This is a genomic window from uncultured Roseobacter sp., assembly GCF_947492555.1.
Lineage (GTDB): Bacteria > Pseudomonadota > Alphaproteobacteria > Rhodobacterales > Rhodobacteraceae > Roseobacter.
Window position 1 is genome coordinate 688,726 of the sequence record NZ_CANLNE010000001.1, and the last position, 16,419, is coordinate 705,144.

At 59.1% G+C, this 16,419-nt stretch carries 20 protein-coding genes; 12 read left to right on the top strand and 8 right to left on the bottom strand.

Features of this window, described 5'->3' with window-relative positions:
- Positions 1 to 60: 60 nt before the first annotated feature.
- The 3 genes from Q1A07_RS03230 to Q1A07_RS03240 are packed head-to-tail and all read left to right on the top strand — an operon-like array spanning position 61 to position 2,216.
- A complete protein-coding gene (locus Q1A07_RS03230) occupies positions 61 to 915 on the top strand; it encodes a DUF692 domain-containing protein (RefSeq protein ID WP_299777771.1) in 855 nt (284 codons plus the stop codon).
- Entirely contained in the window at positions 912 to 1,667 is a 756-nt protein-coding gene (locus Q1A07_RS03235) for a DNA-binding domain-containing protein (protein WP_299777773.1), read from the top strand. The genes Q1A07_RS03230 and Q1A07_RS03235 overlap by 4 nt, the downstream gene beginning before the upstream one ends.
- Positions 1,668 to 2,216, top strand: a complete 549-nt coding sequence (locus tag Q1A07_RS03240; RefSeq protein ID WP_299777775.1) for a DoxX family protein — start codon at positions 1,668 to 1,670, stop codon at positions 2,214 to 2,216.
- Between the two features lie 5 nt (positions 2,217 to 2,221).
- Here Q1A07_RS03240 and Q1A07_RS03245 read toward each other — a convergent pair whose 3' ends face one another.
- Positions 2,222 to 2,539 (bottom strand): ArsC/Spx/MgsR family protein, encoded by a 318-nt coding sequence (locus tag Q1A07_RS03245; protein WP_299777777.1) that lies wholly within the window; start codon positions 2,537 to 2,539, stop codon positions 2,222 to 2,224.
- Positions 2,540 to 2,729: 190 nt separating this feature from the next.
- On the opposite strand from Q1A07_RS03245, the gene Q1A07_RS03250 reads away from it, so the two are divergent.
- Together Q1A07_RS03250 and Q1A07_RS03255 are read left to right on the top strand one after the other, a co-directional pair.
- Positions 2,730 to 2,936, top strand: a complete 207-nt coding sequence (locus tag Q1A07_RS03250) for a cold-shock protein (protein WP_195820234.1) — start codon at positions 2,730 to 2,732, stop codon at positions 2,934 to 2,936.
- Positions 2,937 to 3,053: 117 nt separating this feature from the next.
- Positions 3,054 to 3,296 carry a hypothetical protein gene (locus Q1A07_RS03255; protein WP_299777779.1) on the top strand — a complete coding sequence of 81 codons (243 nt, stop codon included), beginning with the start codon at positions 3,054 to 3,056 and terminating at the stop codon, positions 3,294 to 3,296.
- Positions 3,297 to 3,311: 15 nt separating this feature from the next.
- On the opposite strand, the gene Q1A07_RS03260 is transcribed toward Q1A07_RS03255, so the two are convergent.
- The 4 genes from Q1A07_RS03260 to thyX form a co-directional block, all read right to left on the bottom strand.
- Positions 3,312 to 3,572, bottom strand: coding sequence for a hypothetical protein (locus Q1A07_RS03260; protein WP_299777781.1), 261 nt, complete (start codon positions 3,570 to 3,572; stop codon positions 3,312 to 3,314).
- Between the two features lie 60 nt (positions 3,573 to 3,632).
- Positions 3,633 to 4,811, bottom strand: a complete 1,179-nt coding sequence (locus tag Q1A07_RS03265; protein ID WP_299777783.1) for a cytochrome P450 — start codon at positions 4,809 to 4,811, stop codon at positions 3,633 to 3,635.
- A gap of 384 nt (positions 4,812 to 5,195) precedes the next feature.
- Positions 5,196 to 6,029 (bottom strand): hypothetical protein, encoded by an 834-nt coding sequence (locus Q1A07_RS03270; RefSeq protein WP_299777785.1) that lies wholly within the window; start codon positions 6,027 to 6,029, stop codon positions 5,196 to 5,198.
- Positions 6,022 to 6,930 carry an FAD-dependent thymidylate synthase gene (gene thyX, locus Q1A07_RS03275; protein ID WP_299777787.1) on the bottom strand — a complete coding sequence of 303 codons (909 nt, stop codon included), beginning with the start codon at positions 6,928 to 6,930 and terminating at the stop codon, positions 6,022 to 6,024. The genes Q1A07_RS03270 and thyX overlap by 8 nt, the downstream gene beginning before the upstream one ends.
- 182 nt (positions 6,931 to 7,112) lie before the next feature.
- On the opposite strand from thyX, the gene Q1A07_RS03280 reads away from it, so the two are divergent.
- The 3 genes from Q1A07_RS03280 to Q1A07_RS03290 are packed head-to-tail and all read left to right on the top strand — an operon-like array spanning position 7,113 to position 8,961.
- Entirely contained in the window at positions 7,113 to 7,541 is a 429-nt protein-coding gene (locus tag Q1A07_RS03280; protein ID WP_299777789.1) for a VOC family protein, read from the top strand.
- Entirely contained in the window at positions 7,535 to 8,248 is a 714-nt protein-coding gene (locus tag Q1A07_RS03285; RefSeq protein WP_299779133.1) for a DUF1194 domain-containing protein, read from the top strand. The genes Q1A07_RS03280 and Q1A07_RS03285 overlap by 7 nt, the downstream gene beginning before the upstream one ends.
- Positions 8,245 to 8,961, top strand: a complete 717-nt coding sequence (locus Q1A07_RS03290) for a DUF1194 domain-containing protein (protein ID WP_299777791.1) — start codon at positions 8,245 to 8,247, stop codon at positions 8,959 to 8,961. Before Q1A07_RS03285 ends, Q1A07_RS03290 begins: the two co-directional genes overlap by 4 nt.
- On the opposite strand, the gene Q1A07_RS03295 is transcribed toward Q1A07_RS03290, so the two are convergent.
- The 3 genes from Q1A07_RS03295 to Q1A07_RS03305 form a co-directional block, all read right to left on the bottom strand.
- Positions 8,955 to 9,467, bottom strand: coding sequence for a winged helix DNA-binding protein (locus Q1A07_RS03295; protein ID WP_299777793.1), 513 nt, complete (start codon positions 9,465 to 9,467; stop codon positions 8,955 to 8,957). The genes Q1A07_RS03290 and Q1A07_RS03295 overlap by 7 nt on opposite strands.
- A 94-nt stretch (positions 9,468 to 9,561) precedes the next feature.
- Positions 9,562 to 9,828 (bottom strand): succinate dehydrogenase assembly factor 2, encoded by a 267-nt coding sequence (locus Q1A07_RS03300; RefSeq protein WP_299777795.1) that lies wholly within the window; start codon positions 9,826 to 9,828, stop codon positions 9,562 to 9,564.
- On the bottom strand, positions 9,812 to 10,219 hold the full coding sequence (locus Q1A07_RS03305) for a helix-turn-helix domain-containing protein (protein ID WP_299777797.1): 408 nt from the start codon (positions 10,217 to 10,219) through the stop codon (positions 9,812 to 9,814). Before Q1A07_RS03305 ends, Q1A07_RS03300 begins: the two co-directional genes overlap by 17 nt.
- 88 nt (positions 10,220 to 10,307) lie before the next feature.
- On the opposite strand from Q1A07_RS03305, the gene Q1A07_RS03310 reads away from it, so the two are divergent.
- The 4 genes from Q1A07_RS03310 to Q1A07_RS03325 all read left to right on the top strand — a co-directional run bounded on the left by Q1A07_RS03310 (position 10,308) and on the right by Q1A07_RS03325 (position 16,282).
- Entirely contained in the window at positions 10,308 to 11,510 is a 1,203-nt protein-coding gene (locus Q1A07_RS03310; RefSeq protein ID WP_299779135.1) for a pyridoxal phosphate-dependent aminotransferase, read from the top strand.
- A 13-nt stretch (positions 11,511 to 11,523) separates the two neighbouring features.
- Complete coding sequence (locus Q1A07_RS03315) at positions 11,524 to 11,931, top strand: hypothetical protein (protein WP_299777799.1); 408 nt, start codon at positions 11,524 to 11,526, stop codon at positions 11,929 to 11,931.
- Between the two features lie 315 nt (positions 11,932 to 12,246).
- Positions 12,247 to 13,401: an ABC transporter substrate-binding protein gene (locus tag Q1A07_RS03320; protein WP_299777801.1), complete on the top strand. Its 1,155-nt coding sequence runs from the start codon at positions 12,247 to 12,249 to the stop codon at positions 13,399 to 13,401.
- Positions 13,402 to 13,495: 94 nt separating this feature from the next.
- The gene (locus Q1A07_RS03325; RefSeq protein ID WP_299777802.1) at positions 13,496 to 16,282 is read left to right on the top strand and encodes a HAMP domain-containing methyl-accepting chemotaxis protein; all 2,787 of its coding nucleotides are present in this window, start codon (positions 13,496 to 13,498) and stop codon (positions 16,280 to 16,282) included.
- Positions 16,283 to 16,419 lie beyond the last annotated feature (137 nt).

Consider the following 16,419-nt stretch of genomic DNA (forward strand, 5'->3'; position numbering starts at 1 on the left):
AGATCGCCGGGTGGGATCCCCCTGAAAACACCTCGGGACACATGACGTCGGAGGGCCAAGATGTTAGATAACTCCCCTCGTTTTGAACACCTGCCGCCCGCGCCCGGTGTCGGATACAAACCCCAGCATTTTGCAGAGTTGCGCGCAGATCCCGGTGCGGTCGAATGGATCGAGGTCCACGCGGAAAACTACATGGGCGATGGCGGGCGTCCCTTGGCGCAGTTGCGGGCGCTGTCCGAGCAGTTTGCGCTGTCTGTGCATGGCGTCGGCCTCAGCATCGGCGGGGAGGATAAGCTGGACGCGGAGCACCTGGCACGGCTGAAGACCCTTGTGGGCTGGTCGAAACCAGCGAGTTTCTCGGAACATCTGGCGTGGTCCACCCATGGTGCGGAGTTCCTGAATGACCTGCTGCCCCTGCCCTACACAAACGACACGCTGACCCGCGTGGCCGATCACATCGATCAGGTGCAATCGGCGCTTGGGTGTCAGATGTTGCTGGAGAACCCGTCAAGCTATCTGGCCTTTGCCGAAAGCACCTGGTCGGAGACCGATTTTCTGACCGAATTGGTGCGGCGCACCGGCTGTGGCCTTTTGCTGGACGTGAACAACGTTTTCATCTCCGCCACTAATCTCGGGATGTCAGCACCGGACTACATCGACGCCTTCCCGCTGAAGGCCGTTGGCGAAATACATGTGGGCGGCCATGACGAAGAAGTCGACGATCACGGCGCCCCACTGCTGATCGACAGCCATGGCAGACCGGTGGATGATCCCGTCTGGGCGCTGCTGGACCTGACACTCGCCAAGTCCGGCGCGCGTCCCGTTCTCGTCGAATGGGACAATGATGTCCCCGACTGGCCGGTGTTGCGCAGCGAGGCCGACCGCGCAGCACAGGCGCTTGCTCTGGTCAAATGACAGTCTCACAATCCACATTTCGAAGCGCCCTGCTTGACGCGGCGCAGGACGTGCCCGACGGCTTGTTGGATGGCGATGCCGCCCCCGCAGGCCGTCGGTTTTCCGTCTACCGGAACAACGTCGTGGTATCGCTTACAGAGGCACTCCGCACAGCGTTTCCCTTGTTGCACAAGCTGTTGGGGGCCCGGACTTTCGACAGACTGGCCGCCGTCTATGTCCGTGCGCATCCACCGGGCTCGCCGCTGATGATGCACTACGGGGGAAAGCTGCCCGCGTTTCTGGAGAGCTTTGCCCCACTCCAGCACATTGGCTACCTGCCCGACTGCGCCCGGCTCGATCTGGCGCTGAGACGGTCTTACCACGCGGCGGATGCCCCCCCCGTACCAGCCGAAACCTTCCAATGTGACCCCCAGGAGCTTGTTGAGATACGGCTGTCTTTTGCACCGGCCACGCAGGTCATCAGGTCCGCCTGGCCTCTTTTTGATATCTGGCGGTTCAACACCGAAGAAAACGCGCCCAAACCGCGTACCGTGCCGCAGGATGTGCTGATCACACGACCGGAATTTGACCCTGCCCCACATCTGCTTCCAGATGGTGCAGCGGTGTGGCTGCAAAACCTGCAGTCCGGCCGGACGCTGGGCGATGCACATGAGGCAGCTCTTGCAGCATATCCCACTTTCGACCTTGCCACTTCTCTTTCGCAGGCTTTGCAAACCTGCGCCCTGACTGAATACAAGACAAAGGACAGCTAGATGATCTCTCTTTATGCTTCGGTGACACACCGCCTGTCGCAGGCGGACTGGCTGCTTGCGACGCTGGCGCGTCTGATCTTTGCAGGCACGCTGCTCATGTATTTCTGGGTGTCCGGGCTCACCAAACTCGGAGAGGGGTTCAAGGGCCTCTTTCAACCCTCCGTTGGGGCCTACGCCCAGATTTTCCCCAAAGCGATGGAGGCGGTGACTTTCGACACTTCCCAGCTGTCGATCTTTCACTGGGCCGTTGTCGTGGCCGGCACCTGGGCGGAATTCATCCTGCCGGCCCTCATTGTCCTTGGTCTGCTGACGCGTCTCTCCGCCCTTGGGATGATCGGCTTCGTCGTCGTGCAGTCCCTGACCGACCTCTTTGGCCATGGCGGGTTGGAGCACAAGGAGACCTTCGGCGCGTGGTTTGACCGATTCCCCGACAGCGTGATCCTCGATCAGCGCAGTTTCTGGGTCTTTGTCCTGCTGGTGCTTGTTATCAAAGGCGCAGGCCCGCTGTCCCTGGACAACGCATTACGTAAACGCATCCCCGAGGCCTGACGTGATCAGGCGGCCCCTAGCGCCGCCTGTGTGTCCTTGGTCCAGCCCAGATGCATCTTGGCCCCGTCCACGATCAGGGGCCGCTTCATCAGGCTGGGGTGTGCCTTCAACTGTTCCAAGGGTGGTTTATTCCTGTCCGCCTCGTCCATCCCACGCCAGGTCGTCGAGCGCGTGTTGACCAAAGCGTCCCCAAACTGCGCCAGAGCAGCCGTCAGAACATCCCCCGGTACACCCTCGACCCGCACATCCACAAGCTCTGCCTTCGGCAAGGCTTTCAGTGCTTTACGGCAAGTGTCGCAATTTTTTAGTCCATATAGTCGCATCATTTACTCACAAATCAGATTATTCGGGGGGCAAATCGCCGCGTTTCTTCCCGTTTTGCTTGATTTTTACACGCGAAGAGCAATCTCTTAAAGAGTAGCTGGTCTGATTTTTGCGATCAAACTGGCCGCACGAACAAGCTGCTCCGGAAGCGCTGGGGCAGTCAGGCAATACAAAGGAGGCACGGGACTGATGCCAAACGGCACCGTGAAGTGGTTTAACACCACAAAAGGCTATGGCTTCATCGCTCCAGAAGGCGGTGGATCAGATGTGTTTGTACATATTTCAGCGGTTGAAAGGTCCGGGTTAACCGGCCTGGCCGATGACCAAAAAGTCAGCTTTGAGCTGTCCGAAGGACGCGATGGACGGCAGATGGCGAGTGATCTCAAGCTGCTCTAACGTTCTGACATAAAGCGGCCTTTTCAAACGGGCGGCCATCGGGTCGGCCGTTAGCAAACGCGCCGTTTACACAATGTTTGCCAAACATGACGTATCTTTGCCCCTGAAGGTGAAGATATGACGGAATTCCTCTCGGTCCTGCTACTCTACTACGGCTGTAATGCAGCCGCTGAGACACGTGCGCTCAACCATGCGGAAGTCATGGAATGCATGGCACACTACCAACAAGTAAAAGAGTATTTCACCGAGCCGGAGGCAAATGGCGCAGAGCGTTCCCAACGTGCCTACCAGAACTTCAAAGCGTGGGAGCACCGGAATGCCGAGACCGTCGCTGATCTGCGGCGCACAGCGTCGCGCTAAGCAGGATCATGCCGTTCAGTGTTCACCCATCGCCACGATGCACGACGTGCCGGACGCATAGCGTACAACCATCGTCCAATCGCCGCGCTGGTCCGTCCAGACCTCCATTACCTGCTCACGCCCGCGCAATCCACTGGCCTGCCGCTCACTGCCATACTGACGTGTCAGCCTGTCACGCAACTCCTCTGACCGTGCACAGAACACATCGCCAATCGGAGAAGCCTGCGCTGTGATTGGGACCCCCAGTATTATGAGAGCGAGACCACGAAACAACATGCGCTCGACGCACCAGTTTTACGAAGTGCTGTGGATAACAAACTGATCAGGTACGCACGTTTACACTTGAGCGTGCAGAGACGCATACCCGCGGAACCGAATACGACCGCCCTGCACACGCCTCGTGATCGCGTAATCCGGAAAACGTCGCAGAAAGCGGGCCACAGCAATGCGTCCCTCCATCCGCGCAAGGGTCAGACCGACGCAAACATGCGGCCCGCCAGCGAATGCCAGATGACGGTTTGGCTGGCGCGCGATGTCAAATCTCTGCGGATCATCAAAAACCACCGGATCACGATTTGCAGCGCCAATGCAAAGGTGCAGGTTGGTTCCCTTCGGGATTTCATGGCCACCAAGCGACACGTCCTGCGCGGTTTCCCGATTGCCAAACTGGTTCGGAGAGCGAAAGCGCAGGACCTCTTCAATCGCACCGTCGATAAGGGACGGATCAGAGATCAATTTTTCACGCTGGTCCGGGTGGTCGTGCAGCAGCGCAAGGCCATTGCCGATCAGATTTGTGGTCGTTTCATGCCCTGCGTTCAGAATAAAGATACAATTCTGAATGAGTTCGATTTCTGACAGTTGCCCGCTTTCATCGCCCTGGATGAGGCGGGTCAGCACATCGGTCTCGGGGTCACCGGGTGCGGCGCGTCTCCGGTCGATAAGGTCCTGCAAATATGTTTTGAATGCCGTAACCGCCTGATGGCCACGGGAGAGCTGTGCCTCGGTGAGCGTAGGCTCCAAAGCCCCGAGAATGGCCAGGGACCAGTCCCGCAGCGGACCGCGCTCGTCCATGGGCACGTCAAGCAGGTTGCCAATCACCTGAATGGGGATCGAGGCGGCGAAGTCTTCGATCAGGTCGCAGGGTTGCGGCAGCGCTTCGAGCAGTGCATCGACGGTGGCGATCAGGCCCGGTTCCATGCGCCTCAGCGCCTTCGGCGTAAGTGCCGATGTCATGATCCGTCGCACGCGCGTGTGCAGTGGCGGGTCGTTGAAAACCAGCGATGTCGTGTGGTGCTCGAAGAGCGGAGATCCTGTGCCGAATTTCGGAGCGAAGGCGGCCTTTTTGTCTGATTTGTAGAGGTCTACATCCCGGTAAATGGCGCTGAGATCCGCGTGGCGGGAGAGCAGGAAAGAGCCGTCAGGCTGCGCACAGACAGGCGCCTCGCGCAACAGGGCGTCATAGTGCGGAAAAGGATTTTCAACGAAATCGACCGGGGGCGCCGCGAGGATGAGCATGGGGGCAGTCTGCGCACCATAAATGTCTTGTCAATGCGCCGGCTTCGATGGGCTTGAAGCGCCCTGTGCATGAGTTTGATTGGAAAAAGGGAACTTCTCAAACTGGTGATCTTGCAGATTAAGAGCACCGCGCCCGCCCCGAGGGGCGGGGAAAAGCGAAGCGCCCGCAACGTGGTGGGGTTGGCGCCGGTCCGGGCGCAGCCCGGCAATTGATCCGGGGGATCAATTGAGGCGACAACGGGCGGAGCCCCGGGAGAGAGGCGCTTTGAGAGTGGTGATGTGGGTGGTGCTACTCGGCGCCCGGACCGAGGGGCGGGGAAAAGCGAAGCGCCCGCCCCGTGGGGGCGGTTCGGGCGCTACCCGCCTCCGGCGGGCAACAATGGATCATTTTGCGGTCGGGTCGTATTCAATTCGAATAGAAAGATCATTCATTGCGTAATGAACAAACTGCTGGCCAAGTGCTGTAAGCTCATAGCCATCTTCTTCGTCAAAGGCGGACTTAGCAGTGCTCGAAGCGGGTCGCTTTGGACGACCCCGAACCGACTTGTTTAGAAAATTGCCATGATAATCCACTTCCCGATGCTGTCGGATGACACTCCCCATCGATAAGTCGCGGATCAGTAACTTAAAAAGATCTGCATCCGCAGAGTCCTCACGGACTGGGCCTCGCCCGATTTTTTGCCACATCGCGCCTCTTGTGATCCCATCGCTGTTATAGATGGCACCAATCACTTCGAAGTGCATGTCAGAAAAGCTCTTCATCCAGTCCAAGAACATTCTAACGACATCGTCGCTGGTTACTGAAGAAGATGCCGCATTGGCTAAGATATTACGGACAAGAATTCGTTTTCTCTCACTCTCAGAGGCTGCCCATTCTCGAAAAGTCTTCTTGACCAAAGACTGATACTCACTGCTTTTGATCCTCTCTTGAATCGCTTCATCGTGCATGTCTAGTCGCGCCATCACTTCCACGATTGTTCTTTGCTTCTCTTCCAGTTCCTCTTTCAGCATCTCCATCCAGTGCTTCAAGAAGTCGTTCACTTTCTCTTGTTCCTGCTCGGACCAATAGCCAGCAGCGGCCGAGAAGAGGCCGCCAGCAAATGGGATTGCGCCACCAATCGCACTAAGCGCGGCCCGCCCTACCCGCGAGCTTCTACTGGATGCTGGAGTCTTCGGACTACTTTGTTCTTCATTCTCCGAGCTGCTGTCGTTAACCACCAATCATACCCTGAAATTCTCGCCACTCGCCCTTGCTCATCCCGGAGGTCTCCTGCGTGACCTCCTCTCCGGCGAGCATCTTTTTGACGCACTCCAGCGCGCGACCCGACAGTGTTGCGCCGCCTAAGCGGTAGTCCTCAAAGGCGCCGTAGGCGGCGGGGACCCAGTCCTTGACCATGGCGCAGATGGCGTCCGCGTAGACGCGGATTTCATATTGCGCGTGCGCATCGGCGCGCAGGCGCAGGAAGTGGAAGAGGTTGTGCAAGTCTACCTTCCAATACCATTGGGTGTAGACGTTGGCGGGAAGGTTCATGCGGGCGAGTTCGCGCGCGAGGCCCTGCTGGCCGTCCTGGCTGATCATCTCTTCGTAGTGGTCATAGCATTGCATCGCGTCCTGTTGCAGGTAGCGCAGGACGCGTTCGGCCTCGTCTCCGGTGAGCGCCTCGCCCCGGCCCTGGTTGTTGACCACCGATTGGGCGGCGAGGTCGTCGGGCGCCGGAATGTAGAATTCGCGGTCGAGGATCGAGTAACGGGCGGAGTATTCGTTCACGTTGGCGGTGCGGTGGCGGATCCACTGGCGGGCGACGAAAACGGGCAGTTTCACGTGCAACTTGACCTCGCACATCTCGAAGGGGGTGGAGTGCCAGTGGCGCATGAGGTAGCGAATGAGCCCTTCGTCGTTCTGCACCGATTTGGTACCGCGCCCGTAGGAAACGCGGGCGGCCTGGCAGATGGCGGCGTCGTCGCCCATGTAGTCGATGACACGGACAAAGCCATGATCGAGCACGGGCTGCGCGGTGTAGAGGTGCTTTTCCATACCGGGGGCGGTGGCGCGCAGGGTCGGCTGCGGTTGGCTGCGTTGTTCGTCGATTTCGGCTTGGTGCTCGGGCGTGAGCGGCATGGGAACATCCTTTCGAGGGCATGAGTCGCATACGACTATATCTGGGCGCGGGTCATCGCGGAACAGCTATATGATGTATTCTGGAAATGGATTTCCTGAAGAGCGATCAGCGCGATGTGACTGGCATCCCGGGGCGGGCGTGCTAGTGTTGCGGGAAGTTAACGAAGTGATGGAGGGGCAGCATGAGCCTTAAGTATCTGCACACGATGGTGCGCGTGAAGGATCTGGAGAAATCGATCGCATTTTACGAGCTGTTGGGACTGAAGGAGACGCGGCGGATGGACAGCGAGGGCGGGCGCTTCACGCTGGTATTCATGGCACCGCCCGGACAGGAGGAATGCCCGGTCGAATTGACCTACAACTGGGATGGCGATGAAGGGTTGCCCGATGACAGTCGTCATTTCGGGCATCTGGCATACCGTGTCGGCAACATCTACGAGGTCTGTCAGCATCTGATGGACAATGGTGTGACGATCAACCGGCCACCCCGCGATGGGCATATGGCCTTCGTCCGCTCGCCCGACAACATTTCCATCGAGCTGCTACAGGAAGGCGACAATCTGGCCTCGGCCGAGCCTTGGGCGAGCATGGAAAACACAGGCCACTGGTGATCCGCGCGGGCCTCTGCGCAGGTCTGCTGCTGGCGGGTCCGGCGGCAGCAGAGTGTCGGCTGGCGCTGGTTCTGGCGCTGGATGTGTCAAGCTCGGTCGATGCCGCGGAGGACAGGTTGCAGCGGGGCGGTCTGGTGGCCGCTCTCACCGCACCCGAAGTGGAAGCGGCCTTTTTCGCGGCGGACAGCCACGTGGCGCTTGCCGCTTACGAGTGGTCCGGGCGCTACAATCAGGAAGTGCTGCTGGAGTGGACGTTGATCGATAGCCGCGCCGCACTGTTGCACGCAGCGGAGACGATCGCGGCGAGCAGTCGCAGTCACAATGATTTCCCAACGGCGATGGGGTATGCGCTGGGATATGGCGCAGGATTGCTCACGCGAGGGCCGCGCTGTCTCTACAGGACACTGGATATGGCCGGGGATGGGCAGAACAATGAGGGGTTCGGCCCAGCACAGGCCTATGCCGAATTTCCCTTTGACGGGGTTACGGTCAACGGTCTGGTGGTCAATGGAGCGGACTACGAGGCCGAAACCGGGTTGATCGCATTTTATCAGGCACAAGTCCTGCATGGGCCCGGAGCCTTTCTGGAAATTGCGCAGGGGTTTGAGGACTATGAGCGCGCCATGCGGCGCAAGCTGGAAAGGGAACTGACACCTCCTGTGATCGGAGCGCTGACCTCAGGTTCCGACGGGGAACCGAAGGGATGAGACAGGCCTGGTGCGTGGGTCTGCTCTTGACCATTGGGATGCCAATCGATGCACATGCCAATTGCCGTCAGGCGCTGGCGCTGGGGTTAGATGTCTCAGGGTCCGTTGACTTGCGGGAGTACCGGTTGCAGCTTGATGGGCTGGTCACAGCATTGAATGATCCGGAGGTCGTCCGCATCTTGCTGGCGGTGCCGACCGCGCCAATCTCCCTGATGGTGTTCGAATGGAGCGGGCCTGCAGATCACACGGTGCTTGTCCCATGGACGGCCATGGCCAATCGCGAGACGCTCGCAACCATCAGCACCACGTTGGCGGAGACGGAAAGACGGGACACCACGCCCGGCACGGCGCTCGGTGTCGCAATGGACACCGGTGCTGCCTATCTCGATCAAAAAAAAGGGTGTTGGAAACGCACATTGGACATTTCTGGCGATGGGCAATCCAATCTGGGCCCACGGCCCCGAGACGTGAAGAATGCCATCGGCGCGCGCGGGATCACCATCAATGCGTTGGTGATTGGCGCCGACGCCCCTGCGACAGGAGATCTCCGCCAAAGTGAGATTGGCGAGCTATCGTCCTACTTCCGGGCCGAAGTGATAACAGGGCCGGATGCATTTGTGCAAACGGCCCTTGGGTTTGAAGATTATGCGGCAGCAATGACCGCCAAGCTGAAAAGGGAACTCGACGATCTGACGATCAGCGCGCTTCAGTAGATGTAGCGGATCTGGTCGGACCAGTAACGTTCCATACGTTTCAGCGAGCGTGTGATGTCATCGATGCCATCCGGTCCCAGAACCCCTTTGGCTTCAAGACCGTCCGCATGGCGAGAGAACAACTCCGACACGACAACCCGGATTTTCTGCCCCTTGTCGGTCAGCTTTACGCGCACCGAACGCCGGTCAATCTCGCAACGCTGGTGATGCATGTAGCCCATATCCACCAGCTTCTTCAGGTTGTAGCTGACGTTGCTGCCCTGATAGTAACCGCGGCTTTTCAATTCGCCCGCTGTTACCTCATTGTCGCCGATGTTGAAGAGCAGCAGTGCCTGTACCGCGTTGATCTCCAGGACGCCAACCCGCTCAAATTCGTCTTTGATGACGTCCAGCAGCAGGCGGTGCAGACGCTCCACCAGTGACAGCGCCTCCAAATAGCTGACCATGAAACCTTGTGTTCGGCTCATGGACGCAGGGTCTGACGGAATTTGATCTTGTATGCTCATTTACGCGCTCCGACTCGTTCTAATTTGGTCGGAATTTGCGCGAGAAACGCCAATAATTCGTTAAAAACGCGAAAATGGGTCGTACGGTGCCGAGTCAGGCAGGAGTGCGCGGCAGCTGGTCAACGATCTGATCTATGAGCGCGGCATAGCGGTCTGGCGCCTGTGTCTGCCTGCTAACCCATTGATAAAGATCGTGGTCATTCTCGCTGAGCATATCGTCGTAAAGAGACAGCCCGGCTTCATCCATGGCCTCGAGGTTGGCCTCGGCAAAGGGTTGCAGGATCACATCCATTTCCTTGATCCCGCGCCGCATCGACCGCATTTTCAGACGTTTGATACGCGTCTCACGCGGCTCTTTCATGCAGATCTTCCTTCAGCGCCGCGCGCAATTTCTTCTCCAGTCGGCCCATCTGCTCAACACGCGCAATCATGTCCGTGCGTAAGTCGCGCAGTTCATTGAGGATTTCATGCGCGGAGGCTGGCAGGCTGGCCTCTTCCATCGGTGCATCAAGGCCTTCGCCCTGTCCGTTGATCAGCCACATCATCGACACGTTCAAGAGCCCCGCCATCATCGACAGGCGATTGGCGCGAGGCTCGCTGAGATCGTTTTCCCAAGCCCGGAGCGTGGAGACGCGCACCCCAAGGCGGCGGGCCAGCTGAGCCTGCGTCATATCGGCCATGTCACGGGCCGCAGCCACGCGGTCGCCAAATGTCGCTGTCTCGGGACCGTACCAGTCTTGAGTATCGTGCATGCTTTGATCTCCTTTGCGATGATCGCGCTTGAACGGCGGCAAGCTGCCCCCTATGAGTTGGCCAATGTCTTATCAAACTGAGGCCAGAATGGAATTCCTGTCTACGACCCTTGCCCGCGTCAAACCGTCTCCCACCATTGCCGTCACCACGAAAGCGGCTGAGTTGAAGGCCGCGGGGCGTGACGTCATTGGCCTTGGCGCAGGTGAACCGGATTTCGACACACCTCAGAACATCAAGGACGCCGCCGTGGCCGCCATCGCCGGTGGAAAGACAAAATACACCGCCGTGGACGGAATTCCAGAGCTGAAGCGCGCAATCTGCGATAAACTGCACCGTGACAACGATCTGAGCTATGAGCCATCGCAGGTCAGTGTGGGCACAGGTGGTAAACAAATCCTTTACAACGCGCTGATGGCGACGCTGAACGAGGGGGACGAGGTGGTCATTCCGGCGCCCTATTGGGTGAGCTATCCGGACATGGTGCTGCTGGCAGGCGGCACGCCCGTGATCGCAGAGGCGTCGCTACAGACCGGATTCAAACTGACAGCAGACCAGCTAGAAGCGGCGATCACGGACAAGACCAAGTGGCTGATCTTCAACTCGCCATCGAATCCAACTGGTGCGGGCTATACCTGGGACGAGCTGAAAGAACTGACCGATGTGCTGATGCGGCACCCCCATGTCTGGGTGATGACCGACGATATGTACGAGCACCTCGTCTACGATGATTTCACATTCTGCACACCCGCGCAGGTGGAGCCGGGGCTCTATGACCGTACGCTGACGGTCAATGGCGTTTCCAAAGCCTACGCGATGACCGGCTGGCGCATCGGCTACGCGGCGGGACCCGAAGAACTGATCAAGGCGATGCGCAAGGTGCAGTCGCAGTCCACGTCCAATCCCTGCTCGATCAGCCAGTGGGCGGCAGTCGAGGCGCTGACCGGCACGCAGGACTTCATCGCGCCCAACAACGAGATGTTTGCGCGCAGGCGGGATCTGGTCGTCGAGATGCTGAACGCGGCGGAGGGCATCCGCTGCCCGGTGCCGGACGGGGCGTTTTATGTCTATCCGTCGATCGCGGGCTGCATCGGCAAGACCTCGGCGGGCGGCACGGAGATCACCGACGACGAGACCTTTGCCACGGCGCTGCTGGAAGAGACCGGCGTGGCGGTCGTCTTCGGTGCGGCTTTCGGGCTTTCACCGAACTTCCGTGTCAGCTACGCTACCTCCGATGCCGCCCTGAAAGAGGCCTGCACCCGCATCCAGACCTTCTGCGCTGGATTGACTTGAAGAAGGACGAGGTATGTCGGGAGAGCTGCCGGAATACTATTTTCGCGTCCGGGAAAACGGGGCCGCGGTGTTTCGTGTAGACACCGAAAACCGGCAGCGGCGCATCGAGATGGATCAGATTGCGGTTGTGAACATCCGCAACGGCGATATCAAGCCGCAAGGCGACCGAACCCTTTCAGATGCCGATCTGACAGTCATTCAGGACTGGATGGCCGAGCGCACCGCCCTTCTTGCCAGGCGAGACATCGACGATATCCACCGCGCGGTGGACCACATGAACCTGACCACGCAATGGGCGCAATCGCGCGCAACAGCCGATCAGCTGGATGCCGTGACCGACGATTTGCTGCTGGCGATGCATGATCTGAGATCGGTGCTGGTGCGCAAGAAGGCAGACCGGCTGATGAAGGGTGACGATTGAGTCGCTGACCCCTCTTGTGCAGGGTCCCGGCGGCATCAGCCTTAGCATAGTCGGCAAATCATTCAATTTCTAACAACCTCGATCATGGCGCAATCAGCACAGACCAATCTCTTGGTTTGAACCGATCCAAAGGTCGCGGGAGCCCTGATCTTAAACGGTTTTCTCAACGGACGCCTATGTCGCCCGCGTGACCTTCAGCATAAATCGGCCTTGGCGCGGCGCTGCAATCCTTACCATTCCCATGACGCATTAAATGTTTGTTGAGTTCTGCGCGCCTTATTGTCGCGGACTGACAACAGCTTTCGGGATATTATCATGTTTCACTTTTCGCGCGCCGCCGCCTTTGCCGCGATGGCACTGGCCGCCGGGCCGCTTGCCGCTGAGCAAGGCGTCACCGACGACAGTATTCAATTTGCCCAAGTCGCCGCCCTCGAAGGTCCGGCTGCCGCCCTCGGGACCGGCATGCGCCAGGGTCTGCTGGCGGCCTTCGAAGAAGCTAACCGCGCAGGCGGGATCAACGGGCGCAGCATCAGCCTGACCAGCATGGACGACGGGTATGAGCCCGACCGCTCCGTCACGCAGACCCGCTCGGTCATCGACAGCGGTGACTATCTCGCGCTGGTCGGCCCGGTGGGCACCCCCACAACCAAGGCCACGCAACCCATTGCCACCGAAGCGAACATGCCGATGATCGCGCCCTTCACCGGCGCCGGTTTCTTGCGCGACTCCGCGCTTCAGAACGTCGTCAACGTCCGCGCGACCTATGATGCGGAAACGCAGGCGTGGGTGGATTATCTGGTGGATGACCTGGGTCTGACCGACATCGCGATCCTGTTCCAGGATGACGGTTTCGGTCGCGTCGGTCTGGCAGGCGTTGAGAAAGCGCTGGACGCGCGCGGCATGTCGCTGGTGGCGCAAGGCAGCTACACCCGCAACACGGTCGCGGTAAAATCCGCGCTGCTGGATATCCGTAAGGCAAAGCCTCAGGCGATCGTTATGGTTGGTGCCTACAAGCCGCTGGCCGAATTCATCAAACTGTCGCGCAAGATGAAAATGGACCCGACATTCGTCACCATCTCCTTTGTCGGATCAAAAGCACTGGCCGCTGAGCTGGGCCCCGATGGTGACGGCGTGATCGTCAGCCAGGTTGTACCGCAGCCCTGGGACACCAATCTGGCCATCGTGGCAGAGTATCAGGCCGCCCTCAGCGCGCTTGACGCAAGCGCCGAGCCCGGTTTCGTGTCGCTGGAAGGCTATGTCGCAGGCCGGTTGGTTGTCGAAGGTCTCCGCAAGGCCGGGGCCGATCTGACGCGCGACAGCTTTATGACGGCGATGAACACGCTCGGCACCATCGATCTGGGTGGCATGACGCTGACGTTCGGCCCGGGCGATAATCAGGGGTCCGAAGATGTCTTCCTGACACGTATTCTGTCTGATGGCACTTTTGAGGCCATGCATCCGGGCAGCTGATACAGGATCGGGGCCCGGGTGATTATCCGGGTCCCTTCCAGCGATGAATACACTGCGGCACCGCCCGCATCGACTGAATGGGAAGGGCACCACTATGGGTTCCATCGTTTCTAACCTCTTTGGATCCGTCCTGATGCGCCTTGCGCTGATTTTTGGCGCGCTGGCCGCGATGACCGCCGCGGCCATTATCATCGGCTGGATGGTGTTTCAGTCGATTGCAACGAACATGGCAGTGCTATCGGATGAACGCCTGCCCGTCCTGCGCAACAGCGCACAGGTTGTGGCCGCCGCTGATCGGGTGCGCGATGTCCTCTCCAACATCCTGATCGCCCGCAACGAAGAGGAGTTGAGCAACCTGTCAGGTCGCACGCAACTGGTGATCGCAGACATCAGCGATGCCGTCCAAAACCTCGACCCCGAGCAGGCCAGCGTTCTTACCGATGACATAACGCAGGTGGAAAGCGCCCTGACAGCGCTCAGCAACGCCCGGTCGGAAGCATTTGCCCGCGCCGACAGTCTTGCGGCAGATGTTGAAAACGCGCTGATACTCTCAACCACCGCAAGCGCATTGCTCGATCAAGCCTCTGATGATGCCTACTTCGACCTGGTCATCGGGGCAGACGACACGATTGTCAACATCGACGAAACCCTGACGCAATTGATCGAAAAAGACTTCGCCGTCTATCAGGCAACGTTGCAGGTGCGCGCGGAAATCAACCTGCTCTCGGGCATTGCGCTGAGCTCCCTGAACACGCGCGATCCCGCGCTGATTTCCATCCTGGCAGACCTGTCTGACGCGGCTCAGGATCAATTGAAAACGTTGCTGCCGGTGATCGAGGAAGCCGGTGGGTCGTCGGAGCTCTATACGCTCGTGCAAAAGGCCGAAGCCGATTTCCAGACCATTTTCTCCTCTGGTCGTACATCACTCCAACCTGAAGAAATACTGTCGTTGCGCCAGGAGATTGATGCGGCGCTGGCGACCGCACTGGACGACATCTACTTTGAGCTTGTGATCAATGGCGATGACGCAAAGACCACCAACGACGACTCCATTCGTAGTCTGATGGATGACCAGGTGACGCGCATCCGGCGGCAGGCCGCGCTTGACGCGGCAACAAAGTCCTTCTTTGCCGCCGCCATGCAAACAGCCCTGGCGCGCGATCCACAGGAACTCGCACGTCTTCAGGACGCGCTGAATGTGAATGCTGCGAAACTGCGAGACGCGATGGAAAACGCTTCTCAGGAGATCACGCAAAACCTTGAGGCCATTCTCGCAATTGCTGATGCGGAGACGGGAATTGGCGCGACAAGGTCAGCCGCCTTTGATGCGCAGCAAAAGGCCGTGGTTTCTGCACAGAGCGCCGCCCGTGCCGTTCAAGAAATTGGTTCAGAAATCAGTGCCTTTGCGGGCGCAGCCCAGGACAAGATTGACGCCACGTCGGAGGCGCTGAACCTCGAGGTTGCTCAGGCACGCGGACGGATGCAGCAAATTGCCTGGGCAAGCCTGGCATTGGTGCTGCTGGCCCCTGTGCTGATCTGGAAGATGGTCACGCAACCTTTGAACAAGGTGACGTCTGTGACAGAGCGCCTGGCCTCGGGAGATCTGTCGGAGATCGAAGGATTGGGCAGTAAGAAGGGCGAGATTGGACGCCTCGCACATGCACTCGAGGTCTTCCGGGATGGCGCGCTTGAACGCATTCGCCTGCAGGAGGAAGACCAGCGCCGGCAAAAAGAAATGCTGGAGGCCGAGCGTGCAGCCGAGAAAGCCAAGCAGGAGGCAGAACAGCGGGACCGCGACGCAGAAGCCAAACGGGAGCGCGAAGAACGGGAGCGAGAGGCCGCTGAACAAGCGCGAAATGAAGAAGCTCGCGCCGCAGCCGAGGCGGAGCGCAAGGCGCATGCAGATGAGCAAGAGGCCGTGGTTTCAGAGCTTGCCCGCAGCTTGCAGCGTCTCTCCGCGGGAGACCTCAGCCGCACGATCGACACCGAGTTTCCTGGCGCATACGAGGCCTTGCGTCAGGATTTCAATGATGCGGTGGCAAACCTGGCGGACCTCATCCGCAGAATCGGTGACAGCTCAGGTATGATTGACGCCAGCAGTACCGAGATCGCTTCTTCGTCGCTTGATCTGTCACGCAGAACGGAGAATGCAGCCGCGACCCTGGAGGAAACTGCCGCTGCCTTGAGTGAACTGACAAGCAGCGTTTCCTCGGCTGCACAGGGCGCATCAGACGCGACCAATACCGTGGAGACGGTCAAAAAAGACGCAGAAACCAGTCAGCAGGTGATGCATGACGCGGTGAACGCGATGAGCGAGATCGAGACATCCTCTTCGAAAATCTCCAAAATCGTCGAGGTCATCGATTCCATTGCCTTTCAGACGAATCTGCTGGCCCTGAACGCGGGCGTCGAGGCTGCCCGCGCGGGTGAAGCCGGGCGCGGCTTTGCCGTTGTCGCCTCCGAAGTGCGCATCCTCGCGCATCGGTGTTCGGAAGCAGCGTTGCAAATCAATGGGTTGATCTCGGAGTCCGCAGGGCATGTTGAAAGCGGCGTCGCGTTGATCGATCAAACCAGCGAGGCGCTTGAGACAATTCTCAAAGGTATCACCAACGTGTCGCAAAATGTGTCCGAAATCGCCAACTCCGCCAATGAGCAATCGACCGGCATTACCGAGATCAACACCGCCGTGGAACAACTCGACAGATCGACCCAGCAGAACGCCGCGATGTTCGAGACCACGACAGCGGCGAGCCAGGCCCTCACCGGTGAAGCCGGAAAGCTTGCAAAGCTTGTCGCCGGGTTTGTCGTGGATCAAAAAAACGCCCAACGCGACGATCAGGCAACTGCGCCGATGCAAGAGGAACCGGCCAAATCAGCCTGAAGGAGTAGCCGGATATGAAGTACTATCGGCGGATGTCCTGAACATCGACTGCGCAAACAGAGGCGCGCATCAAGGAAAAATGCACGAGGCTGGTTCATTGCCATGGCCCGTCGTGGCGGGCGTGCACACGGGGCTGG

Excerpts from the sequence above, each read along its gene's own strand:
- Q1A07_RS03230 (WP_299777771.1), top strand. The coding sequence starts at position 61 with ATGTTAGATAACTCCCCTCGTTTTGAACACCTGCCGCCCGCGCCCGGT.
- Q1A07_RS03235 (WP_299777773.1), top strand. The coding sequence starts at position 912 with ATGACAGTCTCACAATCCACATTTCGAAGCGCCCTGCTTGACGCGGCG.
- Q1A07_RS03240 (WP_299777775.1), top strand. The coding sequence starts at position 1,668 with ATGATCTCTCTTTATGCTTCGGTGACACACCGCCTGTCGCAGGCGGAC.
- Q1A07_RS03245 (WP_299777777.1), bottom strand. The coding sequence starts at position 2,539 with ATGCGACTATATGGACTAAAAAATTGCGACACTTGCCGTAAAGCACTG.
- Q1A07_RS03250 (WP_195820234.1), top strand. The coding sequence starts at position 2,730 with ATGCCAAACGGCACCGTGAAGTGGTTTAACACCACAAAAGGCTATGGC.
- Q1A07_RS03255 (WP_299777779.1), top strand. The coding sequence starts at position 3,054 with ATGACGGAATTCCTCTCGGTCCTGCTACTCTACTACGGCTGTAATGCA.
- Q1A07_RS03260 (WP_299777781.1), bottom strand. The coding sequence starts at position 3,572 with ATGTTGTTTCGTGGTCTCGCTCTCATAATACTGGGGGTCCCAATCACA.
- Q1A07_RS03265 (WP_299777783.1), bottom strand. The coding sequence starts at position 4,811 with ATGCTCATCCTCGCGGCGCCCCCGGTCGATTTCGTTGAAAATCCTTTT.
- thyX (WP_299777787.1), bottom strand. The coding sequence starts at position 6,930 with ATGCCGCTCACGCCCGAGCACCAAGCCGAAATCGACGAACAACGCAGC.
- Q1A07_RS03280 (WP_299777789.1), top strand. The coding sequence starts at position 7,113 with ATGAGCCTTAAGTATCTGCACACGATGGTGCGCGTGAAGGATCTGGAG.
- Q1A07_RS03290 (WP_299777791.1), top strand. The coding sequence starts at position 8,245 with ATGAGACAGGCCTGGTGCGTGGGTCTGCTCTTGACCATTGGGATGCCA.
- Q1A07_RS03295 (WP_299777793.1), bottom strand. The coding sequence starts at position 9,467 with ATGAGCATACAAGATCAAATTCCGTCAGACCCTGCGTCCATGAGCCGA.
- Q1A07_RS03300 (WP_299777795.1), bottom strand. The coding sequence starts at position 9,828 with ATGAAAGAGCCGCGTGAGACGCGTATCAAACGTCTGAAAATGCGGTCG.
- Q1A07_RS03305 (WP_299777797.1), bottom strand. The coding sequence starts at position 10,219 with ATGCACGATACTCAAGACTGGTACGGTCCCGAGACAGCGACATTTGGC.
- Q1A07_RS03310 (WP_299779135.1), top strand. The coding sequence starts at position 10,308 with ATGGAATTCCTGTCTACGACCCTTGCCCGCGTCAAACCGTCTCCCACC.
- Q1A07_RS03315 (WP_299777799.1), top strand. The coding sequence starts at position 11,524 with ATGTCGGGAGAGCTGCCGGAATACTATTTTCGCGTCCGGGAAAACGGG.
- Q1A07_RS03320 (WP_299777801.1), top strand. The coding sequence starts at position 12,247 with ATGTTTCACTTTTCGCGCGCCGCCGCCTTTGCCGCGATGGCACTGGCC.
- Q1A07_RS03325 (WP_299777802.1), top strand. The coding sequence starts at position 13,496 with ATGGGTTCCATCGTTTCTAACCTCTTTGGATCCGTCCTGATGCGCCTT.